We start from the raw sequence: 13,834 nt of genomic DNA, 5'->3' as shown, positions 1-13,834 counted from the left end.
AGGGCGCGACGGGCAGGGTAGGGGGCCGATCACGGCGAGTGGATGGTGATATCGCAGTGCCCGCGCCTTCGGTCATGGACCAGCCCGACACGCGCCCTGTCCTTCGGCAGGGCGCGCGTCGGCAGATCGCAGGGCCGTCCTCCGCCGGGGTTTGTTCCCCCCGGGCGGGAACCGGTCGATCGCTACGGATAGGCGGTTCCCCCATCCCGCTTGACCTGGATCCGCCGTTCCCAGTGGACGTAGCCGTCGTCCTCCAGCGCGGACTCGTCGATCTCCAGACCCCAGCCGGGTCGATCGTGCCGCAGCTCCAGATGACCGTCGACGGGAAGGTAGGGGTCGACCGCCCAGGGGGCATGCCGCGCCGGCTTATACTCCAGCATGCGGAAGTTCGGCTGCGCGGCTGCGAAATGGACGTTGTGCGCGGTGGCGAGGGGCCCCATCGGATTGTGAGGCATGACGGTCGCGAAATGCGCATCCGCCAGGTCCGCGATCCGGCGCATCTCGGTCAGGCCGCCGACCACCGCGATGTCGGGCTGGATGATGTCGGCTCCACCGGCAGAGAGCAGGGCGAGGAATTCGAAGCGGTTGTAGAGCGACTCGCCTGTGGCGAGCGGGACCGTCATCTGCGCCTTCAGCGCCCCCCAGGCGGGCATGTGCTCGGGTCGCAGCGGCTCCTCCAGGAAGAGCGGGTCGTAGGGAGCCAGCGCGTCGGCCAGCTGCAGGGCGCGGACGGGCTCGGCGATCTGGGCATGCGCGTCGAACGCCAGCTCGAACTCGGTGTCGAGGCCGGCGCGCATCGCGCCGAACCACTCGGCGGCAATGCGGCAGGTCTCGCCCCAGCGCCCGGCATGCGGGCTGCGCCGCCAGGGCGAGAGCTTGAAAGCGCGATAGCCGCCTTCCGCGTGATAGGCATTCACCTCGTCGATGGCGGCCTGGGCATCGGGTGCGGAATAGACCCCGGCATAGACCTCCACCCTGTCGCGCACATGACCGCCCAGCAAGCGGAAGACCGGCACGCCGGCCGCCTTGGCCGCGATCTCCCAGCAAGCGTGGTCGATGGCCGCGATCGCGGCGAGGCCGATGGCCCCGGGGGGAAAGCGGCTCTGCTGGATCAGCTTCTGATGGACATAGCCGACACGCGACGGATCGACCCCGACGAGCTGCGTCTCCAACCAGTCGATGACGGCGGGGAGGGCGCGGTCGGGCCCGTGATTGTAGGCCTCGCCCCAGCCCGTGATGCCGTCGGTCGTGTCGATGGCGACCAGCAGCCGTGGGCGGTCGTCCACCCGGGTCATGAACGTCCGGATGCGGTCGATGCGTCTCATGCCGCGCGCTCCTGCAGCAGGCCGTGCACCAGATCCTGCAACCGGGCCCGCGCGGCGTCGGGCAGGTGCGGCACGCCCGGCAGCCGGACCGCCCCGGCGGGGGTTCCGGTCATGCCGAGCGCTTCCTTGATGACGGTTACGTTGGTTCCGTTGTCGCTGAGGGTCCGCAGCTGCTCGAACGCCGCGATGCGGTCGATCTGCGCGCGGGCGGTATCGTAATCGCCCGCGTCGAGCGCGGCATGGATGGCCAGCGAGATTTCGGGAAAGACGTTCACCAGCCCGGAGGTGAAGCCGCGGGCGCCCTGCGCCTGGAAGGCGGGGGCCCAGCCCTCGGCAAGGCCGCAGACCCAGATCGTGTCGCAATGGGCGGTGGCGCGGATCGCCTCGCCAAGCTGGATGGGATTCGGGGCCGCGTATTTTACCGCGACGACGTTGTCGTGCTCTGCGAGGCGGACGAGATCGTCGATTCCGGCCCGGTCCGACCGCAGATAGGCGATGACCGGCAGGTCGATTGCATCGGCCAGGGCACGGAAGTAGTCGATCTTGGCCCCCGGACCCGCGAAAGGATCGCCGGGATAATGGGCCATGATGCCGGCCGCGCCGTCCGCGGCCGCTTCCTGACCCAGGGCGATCGCCTCGCGCAGAGACCGACCGACCGCGGCGGTGACGCAGGCGACCTCGCCGGCCCGCTCGACCACCGTCGCGGTCAGACGGCGAATCTCGTCGTAGGTCAGGGCATAGAATTCACCGGTATTTCCGGCGGCGATCACGTTTCTGACGCCGGCCTCGCCGATCCGGCGGGCGATATGGCCGGACATCTCCAGATCGACCTCACCCTCCGGGCCGTAGGCCGTGACCGGCACGCCGGAGATCTGCGTGACAGCCTCTCTGATTCTGTCGCGTCCATGCATGCTCATCTTTCACTCCTGCTTGCTGGAAAAGACGGCCGCCAGATAGAGCCGGCCCGAACGTGTCACGTGGCGGCCCATGAGCTCGGCGGCGCGGTCGGCATCGCCCGCGGCGATCGCGCCGCAGATGCCCGAATGCTCCTCGAAGGCGCGCCGGCTTTCCTCAAGATTGCGATGGATCACGCGGCGCGCGCTGTCATCGTAGAATTGCTGCATCGCGGCCAGCCGCGCGAGGTGGCGGCTGCGCGCGGCGGCGTGGATCTCGCCGTGGAAGGTCTCGTTCAGCCCGATCAGCGCGGCGATGTCGGTCCGGTCGGTCGCGTCCCGCATTCGGTTCACGATGTCCTGCATCCGGCCGCGCGAGGCCTCATCGGCACGCTGGGCGGCCAGGGCGGCGAGGGGGCTTTCCAATGCCGCCCTGGCGAGGATCATCTCCTCGGCGTAATCGGCGTCGAAGCGGACGACCATGCCGCGGCGGGGCAGGATCTCGATCAGGCCCTCGACCTCCAGCTGGCGGACCGCCTCCTTCAGGGGGGTGGTCGAGACGCCGAACTCCTCCGCGATGGCGCGCTCGTTCAGCTTCTCCTCCGGAGCGAAGCGTCCGGAAATGATCGCCATGCGCAATTGGTTGCGGACGTGATCGCGTAGCGACATCCGCGCGCTCGCATCGAGCGCGAAGCGGGGTGAAGTGTCCGTCGCCCGGTCGATCTGCTCGTCCTCCATTGCGTCCATCCCTTGCTGAAGTCTGAAATTTGATATATCAGATACCACACGATGTCGAGACCTCGTCGGTCCCGGCCAATCAACAGGGAGGAGAAACATGGGACGGAATGTCAAACTGGGGGGCGTCGCCCTTGCCGCGCTGATGGTGCTCCACGCGCCTGCCACGCTGGCGCAGACGCCGGACGACCAGCTCGTCATCGGCCTGAACATGAGCTCGATGCGCGGCCTCGACCCACAGGAGCTGAACCAGTTCGAATCGGCCGAAGTGGTTGCCAACCTCTACGACCGCCTCCTGACCTTGCCCGCAGACGATATCACCAGCGTCGAGCCGATGATCGCCGAAAGCTGGGAGGTGTCCGAGGACGGGCGAACCTTCACCTTCACCCTGCGGGACGACGTGACCTTCCATTCGGGCAACCCGCTGACTGCGGCCGACGCCGAATACAGCCTGCGTCGACTGGTGAAGATGGGCCTCGCCCCCGCGCGCGACCTGACGCAATGGGGGCTGACGGCCGAGAATGTCGATGAGATGATCCGCGCCGAAGGCGACACGACGCTGGTCGTCGAGCTGCCAGAGGTCTGGAACAGCGACCTGGTGCTCTATTCGCTCGCCTCGTTCTCGACCTCCATCGTCGACAGCCAGCTTGTCGAGGAGAATGTCGAGGGCGACGATTACGGCCGCACCTTCCTCCAGACGAACGATGCAGGATCGGGACCCTACACGTTGCGGACCTGGCGGGCGAACGACCTGCTGATCGCCGAAGCCTACGAGGGATACTGGGGCGGCGCGCCTGCCATGACGCGCGTCCTGATGCGCCATATTCCCGAAAGCTCGGCTCAGCGGCTCCAGATCGAGAACGGTGATATCGACATCGCGACGCGGCTGTCCTCGTCGGATCTCGACGCGCTGGCCGAGAACGACGCCATCACGATCCAGACGACGCCGGGGGTCGGCTTCTACTACATCGCGCTGAACCAGGAGAACGAGATCCTGGCGAACCCGCAGGTCCGTGAGGCCTTCCGCTACCTCATTGACTACGAGGGGCTCGCCGACACGGTCATGCGCTACTACGGCAACATGCAGCAGACCATCGTCCCCGCCGGGATGCCGGGCGCGATGGAGGACACCAATCCTTACGCGCTCGATCCTGCGCGCGCGGCCGAGCTGCTGGCCGAGGCGGGGTATCCCGACGGGATCAGCCTGACCTACTACGCGACACCGGTGACGCCCGAATACGAGATCGCCCAGTCGATCCAGGCCAATGCGGCGGAGGCGGGGATCACGCTCGACCTGCAACCGGGTGACCATATCGGCGATTTCCGCGCCCGGAACTACGAGGTCTTCTCGGCCCGGACCGGCGATCGCATGCCCGACCCGCATGCAGTCCTGCAATCCTATGCGCAGAACCCCGACAACAGCCGCGAGGCGAACCTGGCCGGCTTCATGGCATGGCGCGCCGCTTGGGACGTGCCGGCGGAGATGCAGGCCCTGGTCGACGAGGCCGCGCGCGAGCTGGACAGCGACCGGCGGGAGGAGATCTACGCCGAGCTCAATCAGATGTATCTGGAAAGCTCCCCGCCGCTCATCACCTCGTTCCAGAGGACAGACGCCCGCGCGATCCGCGACCGGGTGGAGGGATACGAGGGGCATACCACCTGGCTCACCAGCTGGGACGAAGTGACGAAGTCGGCGGACTGAGCGGATGACGGTCGGTTCCCCTCCCTACCGACCCGATGGACGGGCCTGGCTTTCCGCGGCGCGGAAGGTCGGGACCTCCCTCTCGGTCGTGGCCATCACGCTGTTCGGCCTGTTGGTGATCACCTTCGTGGTGGGCCGGATGGTGCCGGCCGACCCCGTCATCGCCATTATCGGCGACCAGGCGGACCAGGCGGCCTACGACCGGGTCTATCAGGAACTCGGCCTCGACCGTCCGCTCGTCGTTCAGTTCGGAACCTATGTGCGCGATATCGCGACGCTCGATTTCGGACGCTCCCATCTCAGCCGGAACGAGGTCGCGACCGACCTGGCCCGGGTGTTTCCCGCAACCGTCGAACTCGCCACGGCGGCGTTGCTGATCGGCACGCTGCTCGGTGTGCCGCTCGGCGTCGTCGCCGCGGTCCGGCGCGGCACATGGATCGATCAGGTGGCTCGCGTAGTGGGGCTGGTCGGCTATTCCACCCCGATCTTCTGGCTCGGCATGATCGTGATCCTGATCTTCTATGCCGGGCTCGGTTGGATCCCGGCGGGCAACAGGGTCGGGCTCTACTACGAAGGCCTGGTCGAGGGGCCGACCGGCTTCCTGGTGCTCGATGCCGTTCTGGCCGCGGAATGGGACGTGGCGAAGAGCGCGCTCGGCCACCTGGTCGCGCCGGCCCTCGTGCTCGGCTGGGCCAATACCGCCTATATCAGCCGGATGAGCCGCAGCTTCATGCTCGAGCAGCTCAACCAGGAATACATCCTGACCGCCCGGGCCAAGGGCGCGACCAACAACAGCGTGATCTGGCGGCACGCCTTCGCCAACATGCGGGTGCAGCTCCTGACGGTGATCGCGCTGGCCTATTGCGGCCTGCTCGACGGCACCGTGCTGATCGAGACGGTCTTCGGCTGGCCCGGTCTCGGCCAGTATCTCACTACGGCGCTCTTCTTTGCGGACATGAATGCCGTCCTGGGTGCAGTCCTCCTGATTGGCCTGATCTCAGTCGGCATCAACCTGCTGTGCGATGTCGCCTATCGCCTGCTCGATCCGAGGACGAAATGACGGACGCATCGCAGAACCCGGGCCGGCGCGGCCTCCGCGCCTGGCTGGTGGAGGAGGATGTCACCTCCCACCGGCAGGCGGTGGCGCAAGGCGCCTATCGCGGTCTGGTCGGACTGACCTCGAGCCCGATCGCGGTGATCGGCCTGGTCATCGTCATCCTGCTGGTCCTCGCCGCGGCCTTCGCGCCCTGGATCGCCACTCATGATCCCTACCGGCAGGACCTGTCGCGAACCCTGTTGCCGCCCTCGGCGGCCAACTGGATGGGGACCGACGATCTCGGCCGTGACGTCTGGTCCCGCCTGGTCTACGGCTCGCGCACGACGCTCTACATCACCATGCTGGTGACGGTGATCGTCGCGCCCATCGGCTTCCTGATCGGCGCCGTGTCAGGCTATGTCGGCGGCTGGCTCGACACCGTCCTGATGCGCCTGACGGACATCTTCCTCGCCTTTCCGAGCCTCGTCCTCGCGCTGGCCTTCTCGGCCGCGCTCGGCCCCGGCATCGGCAACGCGGTTCTCGCCATCGCACTGACGATCTGGCCGCCGGTGGCCCGGCTGGCGCGGGCGGAGACGCTGACCGTTCGCGGGTCCGACTACCTGGCCAGCGCCCGGCTACAGGGCGCGGGGCTGGGGCGGGTGCTCTGGTGGCATCTCGTGCCGATCTGCCTTCCCTCGATCATCGTCCGGCTGACGCTCAACATGGCCAGCGTGATCCTGACCGCCGCCGGGCTCGGCTTTCTCGGTCTGGGCGCGCAGCCCCCGATCGCCGAATGGGGCGCCATGGCCGCCGCCGGCCGGCAATACCTGATCGATGCGTGGTGGCTGACGACGTTCCCCGGCCTGGCGATCCTGCTGGTCAGCCTGGCGTTCAACCTGCTCGGGGACGGACTGCGCGACGTTCTCGACCCCCGCAGCGGATGAGGACCATGAGCGATCCGATCCTGTCGGTGCGCAACCTGCGCGTCACCTTTCCGTCCCTCGCCGGCCGGATAGAGGCGGTGCGCGGCGTGTCCTTCGACATCGGCAACGAGAAGGTGGGCCTGATCGGCGAGTCCGGGTCGGGCAAGTCCCTGACCGGGCGCAGCATCATGCGCCTCCTCCCGAAGGCGGCGCACCCGGTCGCCGACCGGATGCGCTTCGACGGGAAAGAGATCCTGTCCCTCCCGGAGGGCGAGATGCGTGGAATGCGGGGCGGCGAGATCGCGATGATCCTTCAGGATCCCAAGTTCTCGCTGAACCCGATCATGAGTGTCGGCGACCAGATCGCCGAGACCTGCCGCATCCATCTGAAGCTGTCGAAGCGTGAGGCACGGGCGCGGACGCTGCACCTGCTCGAGCAGGTCCACATCAACGACCCCGCAAGGGTCTACCCACTCTTCCCGCACGAGGTGTCGGGCGGGATGGGACAACGGATCATGATCGCCATGATGATCGTGGCGCGGCCCTCTCTCATCATCGCGGACGAGCCGACCTCCGCGCTCGATGTCAGCGTGCGCGGCCAGATCCTGCGGATCCTTGACGAGCTGCGGGCGGAGAGGCCGACGGGCCTGCTCTTCATCACGCACGATCTGAACCTGGTCCGGCGGTTCTGCGACCGGGTGCTTATCATGTATTCGGGCCGGATCGTCGAAGAGCTGCCGGCGTCGCGGCTGGACGAGGCCGAGCATCCCTATACGCGGGGCCTGCTCGACGCGATTCCCCGTCTCGACCGTCCGAGGGATCGCCTCGCCACCCTGCAACGGGACCCCCGCTGGATAACCGAGGAGGCAGGGCGATGATCGAGGTCGAGGACCTGCAGGTCTTCTACGGCGAGGGACGCGACCGCTTCCACGCGGTGCGCGACGTCTCGTTCCGGGTCGAGAAGGGCGAGACCTACGGCCTCGTGGGCGAGAGCGGGTCGGGCAAATCCTCCGTTCTTAACGCGATCGCGGGCCGGCATTCCGATTGGACCGGGACCGTCCGCCTGGCTGGCGCCGAGGTCGATCCCCGTCGCCGCAACCCGGCGGATCGTCAGAAAGTGCAGATCGTTTTCCAGGATCCCTTCGGCGCGATCCATCCCAAGCACACGATCGGGGGCACGATCGCCGAGCCGCTGGCGATCAACCGCCGCCAAAACCGGGGCGAGACGGTCGACGCCCTGCTTCGGCAGGTCGGTCTGCCGGGCCGGTTCCGCTATCGATACCCCCATCAGATCTCGGGCGGCCAGCGCCAACGCGTATCAATCGCCCGCGCGCTCGCGCTGCAGAGCCCGATCCTGCTTCTGGACGAGCCGACCTCGGCTCTCGATGTCAGCGTCCAGGCCGAGATCCTCAACCTCCTCCAGGATCTGCGCCGAGACCAGGGGCTGACTTATTTGATGGTGACCCACGATATTGGTGTCGTCGGCCATATGTGCGACCGGATCGGCGTGATGAAGGACGGCCGCATTGTCGAGGAGCTGACAAAGGCTCAGCTTGTCAGGGGTGAAACCGCGCATCCGTTTACCCGCGAGCTTCTGTCGGAATCGCTGCTAGGATAGACTAGGAGCGGGCCATATTCTCGAAAAGGCATCATAGGATGCTGCCGGTCTCGTGGACACGACGATAGGATCGTGACCATGGGACTGGAGACACCCGATGAAGAGACGAACGTTCAGCTTCGAGTTCTAGATCGAGGCTGTGAGGCTGGTGACCGATCGCGGCGTGGCCGTGGCGCAGGCCTGCCGGGATCTGGAGTTCTCGGAGAGCGTGCTGCGCCGTTGGATGCGCGAGTTCGAAGACACGCCGTCCGGCGCACTTCCGGGACATGGCCGACTGGGCCAGGAGCAAGCGGAGATCGCGGCGCCGCGGAAGGAGGTCGCCCGTCTCAAGGCGGAGCGTGACATCCTAACTGACGAGGATCAGGAACCGGTCCTGTGGACCGTTTCCCCGGCGAAGACTGATGAAGGAGAACGGGCTGCGCGCGCGGCCCCGCCACCCAGGTCTGCCGAAGGACGACGGGGCACTATCCGTCATCGCCGACTACCTGCTGGCGCGGGAGTTCCAGGCGGATCGCCCCAACGGTGGCAGAAGGGCTTGGCAAGGACAGCCCGGGGGGCGTGAGTCAGATAGAGCCGTGCCGGACCCTCTGTCCGGCTGGATCAGTGCGCTCTGGATGGCAGGCGCGATGGCCACCTTCGCTGTCAAAGGTGCCCTTACCAATTTGGCCGAGATGGGCCGGCCGGCCGGGCTGACCGTCGTCCTCTCTGGGCGCACCGGATCGCGCCGCTCGTTATACTGATCCTCTGCGGCGCGTGGTTCCGCCTGCGGGCAGAGGATCTCGACGCGATGACGGTGGGCGACGAGACCGCCTCCACGCTCGGGATCGCGGTAGCGCGCTTCCGGCTCGTGGTCTTCGTCGCCGGCGCTCTGGTGACGGGCGTGATGGTCGCCTTCTCCGGCGTGATCGGCTTCGTAGGCCTGATGATCCCCCGTACTGCCCGGATGGTCGTGGGGGGCAGCTATGCGCGCGTCCTTCCGGTGTCGGCGCTGTTGCGCGCGTTCTTCATGCTCTGGTGCGACATCCTCGCGCGGACGGTAATGGCGCCGGACGACATCCCGGTCGGGATCGTCACCGGGCTGATCGGCGGGGTTTTCTTCGTCTGGCTCTTGCGGCGACGGTAACTTCTTGCGGCCGAGCATCTGGCGACCGGCCCTCGCGGATCGGGGTAGCTCGCGCGCCTGCTCGATCTCGTCCGCGTGTCACCTGTCGTCTCGTGCCGGCTTGTTTCTGGCATCTGGATCGCCGGCTGAAAGGGGTCCGGGGGAGTAGGGTTTGCCGATCCTCCGGGTCAGTGGCTCAGGGCCTGTCCCTGATCACGTGTCATAGCTCGTATCCGGGTTCCCGGCAGCGTGAGGACCGCCGCCGCTTCCGGACTGCTCCGTGAGCCTTCCCTCGAAGTCCCGCGCCAGATCCTCGACGCGAACGTCCGCGAACTGCGCGAGGAGCCGCGCCTCCGCTTCCTGGAGCGATCGCTCGAGCCGCGCGTCCACGGCCCTCTCGACGAGGCACTCGGAGGGATCTGCGCCGGGGCCGATGTTGAAGAGCGATGGGGCGCCGACGGCCTCGTAGACGTCCCTCAGCGTCACCTCGGTCAGCGGCCGGGCGAGCCGCCAGCCGCCTCCATGCCCCTTCTCGGAGGTGACGATCCCCCGCTCTCGCAGGCCGCCCATCATCCGGCGCACGACCACCGGATTGGTCGAGATCATCCTCGAGATCTGCTCGGACGTCGCGGGGGCGACATGGCGGTCCATGTGGATCAGGACGTGCAGCATTCGGGACAGGCGCAGGTCGCGGGGCATCGGGCGGTCTTCCTCCTGGGAGCGAGGGCATCTATCACCGTTTACGCAACATTCCAAGTTTCGTGTCTTGCCGGAAGTCGCCTCATCAAGTAACTCCTTGTGTTGCGATATGCGCACCGAAAAGGACCGGGCGGAATGGATCACGATGTCATCATCATCGGGGGCAGCTTCGCCGGGCTGTCGGCAGCCATGCAGCTGGCACGGGCGCGGCGGAGCGTGCTGCTCCTCGATACCGGGCGGCCCCGCAATCGCTTCGCCGCCACCTCGCACGGGTTTCCCGGGCAGGACGGACGGCGACCCGGCGAGATCGGGGCCGCCCTCCGCGCCGACCTCGCCGCCTATCCGACGGTGACCATGCAGGAGGCGGAGGCGCTGGACGCGTCGCGCGAGGAAGGCGGCTTCCGCCTGTCGCTGGCGGAAGGCGGAGCGGTCACGGCCCGGAGGCTCGTCCTGGCCTACGGGGTGCGCGACACGCTGCCCGATCTGCCGGGCCTCGCCGAGCGGTGGGGGGCAAGCGTCCTCCATTGTCCCTATTGCCACGGCTACGAGCTGGATCGTCGGCCCGTCGGCGTCCTCGCCCGCGGCGAGATGGCCCTGCATCAGGCCATGCTGCTGCCCGACTGGGGGCCGACGACCCTGTTCACGAACGGGGCGTTTGCGCCGACCGGGGATCAGCGCCGGATGCTCGCCGCGCGGGGCGTCGCGCTGGAGGAAGGGCCGGTGGCGGGCCTTGTCGGCCCGGCGCCGGCGCTCGCGGCGGTGCGGCTGGCGGACGGGCGCGAGATCCCCGTCGCAGGCCTCTTCATCGCGCCGCAGACGGCCCCGTCGAGCGATCTCGGCGCCCGGCTGGGCTGCAGGATGGCGGAGGGTCCGACGGGCCCCACCCTCGCGGTGGACGGGATGCAGGCGACCAGCGTTCCCGGCGTCTTCGCCGCGGGCGACCTCGCGAACCCGATGGCCAACGCCACCCTGGCCGCGGCGGCCGGCGTGATGGCCGGAACGGCGGCCCATCGCTCGCTGATCTTCGGTGCCGACCTGACCGCGGCCGCGTGATGGAGGCGGTTATGCAGGCCATCTGGAACGAATTCTGCGCCACAATGCTCTACACCTCACGGGCAACCCTGGGCTGGGTTCCGAGGTAAGGTCACATACGGGCCCGACGAGCGTCGGAGCTGGGCCCGAGGCAAGCCGGGAAACTGCCCGGATGCCCGGAAGGGTCGGGGCTTACCGATCAGCCACCGGCGCGCCCGACCCGTCAAAGCCTGATGTTGTTTCGGCGGCATTGCAGGCCACGCTGTCCGTTCAGCGACAAGCACGCGCCGGAGCCGGCCGCCGTTTCAGCGGCGCTTTTCTTGGACGACTTGGCCATCGCGTTTGAGGCGAAGCCTGATAGTCTCGCTGCCAAGGCTGGGCTGCAACACATTTTGCTACACATCCCATGCATCGACTCTCTAAATACGTCGATTAAATAAGGGTGATCGCGATAGGTCCGACGCTCAATGGCAGATCTACGGTCCGCCAATGATCCTCAGATGGCAGCGAGACAGTCATCCCGGGGGCGTTCCCCGTAGAGCCGCTCGACTGGTTCCCGAGAAGGACGATCCGGCGCGATGCGCGATCCCCTGGGGTGCCATCTTCGCCAGCGTCGTTTGACGCCACGACTGGATCGCGAGCAGGGGCACCCCGCCTCTTCACGCCGGTTCGTCCGGTATCTCCGCGATCCTTGCTCGGTCGGACAGGAGTCTCCGGCATTCTCGCATCCTTCGGGACCCGATGGCTCGGCGCCTCTGTCGAGCGGGACCTGCCGTAGATCGTCGAGAGGAAGGTCATCCGCCATCGACCCGCGATGCCCTCCATCAGATCCTTGCGCCTCTGCGAGTCTTCGATCCCTCCGTCCGTCCCCTTCCGGTTGCGAAGACGTCGGCGAAGGCGTCGAGGGCCGAGCCTGTCTCCGAGCCTCCTCGATCGCCGGTTCCGGCGCGGACTCGGCTGCCCCCCGGACGCGCCGGGATCGGCCAGGGCCCGAGGGGCGCGGACGAGTCGCGGCACGACGCCCGGTAATGTCGCAGGCATCGCGCGGAACCGCGCCTCGTTCGTCGGCTGGAACGATGTGGCGCGCCTTCATGTCGAGGAAGATGCAGCCGCAAGGTTCCGGATCGGGGCCCGCGCAGGTCATGAATACCCGACCTTCATCGGTGCCCATTGTACCGTAATGGTTGAACACATTCCCGGGTAAGCAGTGAGAGGTTGAGTGATGCCGAAAGCGAATGGCCGATCGGACAGTCCGGTTCGTCCGGCGAGCTGGGTTTCATACGGTGGCATGTCGCCGCGCGACTCGCTCTTTCGTACCCTGCTGAGAGCCATCCGGCGCTATCTGGCTGATCGGAAATAACCTCGACAGCGGCGTCCTTCCGGTCCGGGCCGATGGGTCGCTCGATCCTCGCTTTGCCCCACACCGGCGCCTTCGGGCCGCCCTGACGGGGGCGGGACATGCGGGATGCCGGGGTCGGCATGCGGCGCGACATGGGGATTGCCCTAGCGTCAATTCCCGGGGCAATCTGCCCGCGCCGGTCCGCCGAAGCCATGATCGGCCGCAACAGGATGTCGAAGCGGGGGAGCGCCTCTTGTCCGATCAGACCATGACGGCCGGTTCTGCGAGTGCGCTTCTCGACCATGCGGTGGCCGAGGCGCTGGCGCGGGTCCAGGCCGCATTGCCTGGCGCCATGGCCGGCCCGGTGCTCGCCCCGGCCGGCATCGGCGCCCTCGGGACCGCGCCGCGTCTCTCCCCTCTGCGGGATATCTCGCGCCCCGCCTCGCTCGCCGTCCGTCCGGTCCTGCCCCGCCGCGTGAGTGGACGGGCGCGCCTTGTCCCGACCGCGCCCGGGATGGACATGGTCGCGCCCCGGCTCGGGAGGCGGCGCGTCGCCGATCACCCTGCAGTCTTCGCCTGCAGGGAGGAACACCCAGCGAAAGGCCCGAGCTCATGACCCTTCCCAAGGCCGGCGGCATCGCAGCCCTGACCTGCGCCGCTACCTATCTCTTCGGCTTCGCCCTGCTCGTCACCGTGCTCGCCCCGCTGGGCTTCGGGTCGGACGAGATCGACGCCGCCGCCGTCGCGGGGTTCATCGCGGATCGCCCGGGCGTGCTGCTGGCCTGGAACAGCGTGATCTACGTCGTGAACGCGCTGGCGCTCGCGGTCCTCGTGGTCGCGCTCCGCCAGCGGATCGGCAGGTCGCATCCGGATGCCGGAGCCCTGACCGGGGCGCTGGGGCTGATCTGGGCCACGCTCGTCCTCGGCGCGGGGATGATCGCGAATGTCGCCGTCGAACGGACCTACGTGCTTTCCGGCGATCCGGCGGCCGCGGCCGCCCTTTGGCAGACGCTCCACGCGGTCGAACTCGGGCTCGGCGGCGGCAACGAGATCGCCGGCGGCGCCTGGATCCTGGCGGTCAGTCTCGCAGGGCTTGCAAGCGGAACGTTCGGCCGCCTCACGACCGGGATCGGTGCGATCAGCGGTGCCGCCGGGCTCGTGACGATCCTGCCGCCGCTCGGAGAGGGGGCCGGCGCCGTCTTCGGGCTCGGCGCCATCGTCTGGTTCGTGGCCGTGGGCCTCGTGCTTCTCCGGGGCGGCCGGTCGACGTCCGGGGCGGGGATCACGGCATGACATCGCCTTGCGGCGCGGCGGCTCTCGCCTGATCTGCGGCATTGCCCGCACCCCGCGGCCCGAACTTTCCCCTCGCTCCGGTGGTGGGCGCCGGGCGCGGCCGGTTGTCCGCGCTTTCGAATGCCGTTGCATGTGCG

The 13,834-nt window shown here is 67.9% G+C and carries 12 protein-coding genes and 1 pseudogene; 9 read left to right on the top strand and 4 right to left on the bottom strand.

Annotation, left to right across the window (positions count from 1 at the left end; translation table 11 throughout):
- Nucleotides 1-182: 182 nt before the first annotated feature.
- Genes BUE30_RS03690 through BUE30_RS03680 form a run of 3 tightly spaced genes read right to left on the bottom strand, consistent with a single transcriptional unit; the run spans nucleotide 183 to nucleotide 2,956 of the window.
- Nucleotides 183-1,325 carry a mandelate racemase/muconate lactonizing enzyme family protein gene (locus BUE30_RS03690; RefSeq protein ID WP_073326466.1) on the bottom strand — a complete coding sequence of 381 codons (1,143 nt, stop codon included), beginning with the start codon at nucleotides 1,323-1,325 and terminating at the stop codon, nucleotides 183-185.
- Nucleotides 1,322-2,242, bottom strand: a complete 921-nt coding sequence (locus BUE30_RS03685) for a dihydrodipicolinate synthase family protein (RefSeq protein ID WP_073326465.1) — start codon at nucleotides 2,240-2,242, stop codon at nucleotides 1,322-1,324. The genes BUE30_RS03690 and BUE30_RS03685 overlap by 4 nt, the downstream gene beginning before the upstream one ends.
- 3 nt (nucleotides 2,243-2,245) lie before the next feature.
- A complete protein-coding gene (locus tag BUE30_RS03680) occupies nucleotides 2,246-2,956 on the bottom strand; it encodes a GntR family transcriptional regulator (protein ID WP_083601066.1) in 711 nt (236 codons plus the stop codon).
- A gap of 97 nt (nucleotides 2,957-3,053) precedes the next feature.
- Here BUE30_RS03680 and BUE30_RS03675 point away from each other — a divergent pair, with 97 nt between their 5' ends.
- The 7 genes and pseudogenes from BUE30_RS03675 to BUE30_RS03645 form a co-directional block, all read left to right on the top strand.
- The gene (locus BUE30_RS03675) at nucleotides 3,054-4,655 is read left to right on the top strand and encodes an ABC transporter substrate-binding protein (protein ID WP_073326464.1); all 1,602 of its coding nucleotides are present in this window, start codon (nucleotides 3,054-3,056) and stop codon (nucleotides 4,653-4,655) included.
- 4 nt (nucleotides 4,656-4,659) lie between these two features.
- A complete protein-coding gene (locus BUE30_RS03670; protein ID WP_073326463.1) occupies nucleotides 4,660-5,715 on the top strand; it encodes an ABC transporter permease in 1,056 nt (351 codons plus the stop codon).
- Nucleotides 5,712-6,635 carry an ABC transporter permease gene (locus BUE30_RS03665; RefSeq protein ID WP_073326462.1) on the top strand — a complete coding sequence of 308 codons (924 nt, stop codon included), beginning with the start codon at nucleotides 5,712-5,714 and terminating at the stop codon, nucleotides 6,633-6,635. Before BUE30_RS03670 ends, BUE30_RS03665 begins: the two co-directional genes overlap by 4 nt.
- A gap of 5 nt (nucleotides 6,636-6,640) precedes the next feature.
- Nucleotides 6,641-7,492 (top strand): ABC transporter ATP-binding protein, encoded by an 852-nt coding sequence (locus tag BUE30_RS03660; RefSeq protein ID WP_212590699.1) that lies wholly within the window; start codon nucleotides 6,641-6,643, stop codon nucleotides 7,490-7,492.
- Nucleotides 7,489-8,232, top strand: coding sequence for an ABC transporter ATP-binding protein (locus tag BUE30_RS03655; RefSeq protein WP_073326460.1), 744 nt, complete (start codon nucleotides 7,489-7,491; stop codon nucleotides 8,230-8,232). Before BUE30_RS03660 ends, BUE30_RS03655 begins: the two co-directional genes overlap by 4 nt.
- Nucleotides 8,233-8,371: 139 nt before the next feature.
- Nucleotides 8,372-8,794 carry a transposase gene (locus tag BUE30_RS17460; RefSeq protein WP_073326459.1) on the top strand — a complete coding sequence of 141 codons (423 nt, stop codon included), beginning with the start codon at nucleotides 8,372-8,374 and terminating at the stop codon, nucleotides 8,792-8,794.
- A 144-nt stretch (nucleotides 8,795-8,938) separates the two neighbouring features.
- Nucleotides 8,939-9,355 (top strand): annotated as a pseudogene (locus BUE30_RS03645) (FecCD family ABC transporter permease); the annotation flags it as partial.
- A gap of 192 nt (nucleotides 9,356-9,547) precedes the next feature.
- Here BUE30_RS03645 and BUE30_RS03640 read toward each other — a convergent pair.
- A complete protein-coding gene (locus BUE30_RS03640) occupies nucleotides 9,548-10,033 on the bottom strand; it encodes an RrF2 family transcriptional regulator (RefSeq protein ID WP_073326458.1) in 486 nt (161 codons plus the stop codon).
- Nucleotides 10,034-10,168: 135 nt separating this feature from the next.
- On the opposite strand from BUE30_RS03640, the gene BUE30_RS03635 reads away from it, so the two are divergent.
- Both BUE30_RS03635 and BUE30_RS03625 read left to right on the top strand, forming a co-directional pair.
- Nucleotides 10,169-11,086, top strand: a complete 918-nt coding sequence (locus tag BUE30_RS03635; RefSeq protein ID WP_073326457.1) for an NAD(P)/FAD-dependent oxidoreductase — start codon at nucleotides 10,169-10,171, stop codon at nucleotides 11,084-11,086.
- A 1,930-nt stretch (nucleotides 11,087-13,016) separates the two neighbouring features.
- A complete protein-coding gene (locus BUE30_RS03625; protein WP_073326455.1) occupies nucleotides 13,017-13,697 on the top strand; it encodes a hypothetical protein in 681 nt (226 codons plus the stop codon).
- The last annotated feature ends 137 nt before the right edge of the window (nucleotides 13,698-13,834 follow it).

Origin of the sequence: Wenxinia saemankumensis (assembly GCF_900141735.1) — a bacterium.
GTDB classification, from domain to species: Bacteria; Pseudomonadota; Alphaproteobacteria; order Rhodobacterales; family Rhodobacteraceae; genus Wenxinia; species Wenxinia saemankumensis.
Note: the sequence above shows the minus strand (reverse complement) of the source record. Positions and strands in the feature narration are given on the sequence as shown.

Coding starts and splice junctions, on each gene's coding strand:
- BUE30_RS03670 (WP_073326463.1), top strand. CDS start 4,660: ATGACGGTCGGTTCCCCTCCCTACCGACCCGATGGACGGGCCTGGCTT.
- BUE30_RS03685 (WP_073326465.1), bottom strand. CDS start 2,242: ATGAGCATGCATGGACGCGACAGAATCAGAGAGGCTGTCACGCAGATC.
- BUE30_RS03635 (WP_073326457.1), top strand. CDS start 10,169: ATGGATCACGATGTCATCATCATCGGGGGCAGCTTCGCCGGGCTGTCG.
- BUE30_RS03640 (WP_073326458.1), bottom strand. CDS start 10,033: ATGCCCCGCGACCTGCGCCTGTCCCGAATGCTGCACGTCCTGATCCAC.
- BUE30_RS03680 (WP_083601066.1), bottom strand. CDS start 2,956: ATGGAGGACGAGCAGATCGACCGGGCGACGGACACTTCACCCCGCTTC.
- BUE30_RS03675 (WP_073326464.1), top strand. CDS start 3,054: ATGGGACGGAATGTCAAACTGGGGGGCGTCGCCCTTGCCGCGCTGATG.
- BUE30_RS03665 (WP_073326462.1), top strand. CDS start 5,712: ATGACGGACGCATCGCAGAACCCGGGCCGGCGCGGCCTCCGCGCCTGG.
- BUE30_RS03625 (WP_073326455.1), top strand. CDS start 13,017: ATGACCCTTCCCAAGGCCGGCGGCATCGCAGCCCTGACCTGCGCCGCT.
- BUE30_RS03660 (WP_212590699.1), top strand. CDS start 6,641: ATGAGCGATCCGATCCTGTCGGTGCGCAACCTGCGCGTCACCTTTCCG.
- BUE30_RS03655 (WP_073326460.1), top strand. CDS start 7,489: ATGATCGAGGTCGAGGACCTGCAGGTCTTCTACGGCGAGGGACGCGAC.
- BUE30_RS03690 (WP_073326466.1), bottom strand. CDS start 1,325: ATGAGACGCATCGACCGCATCCGGACGTTCATGACCCGGGTGGACGAC.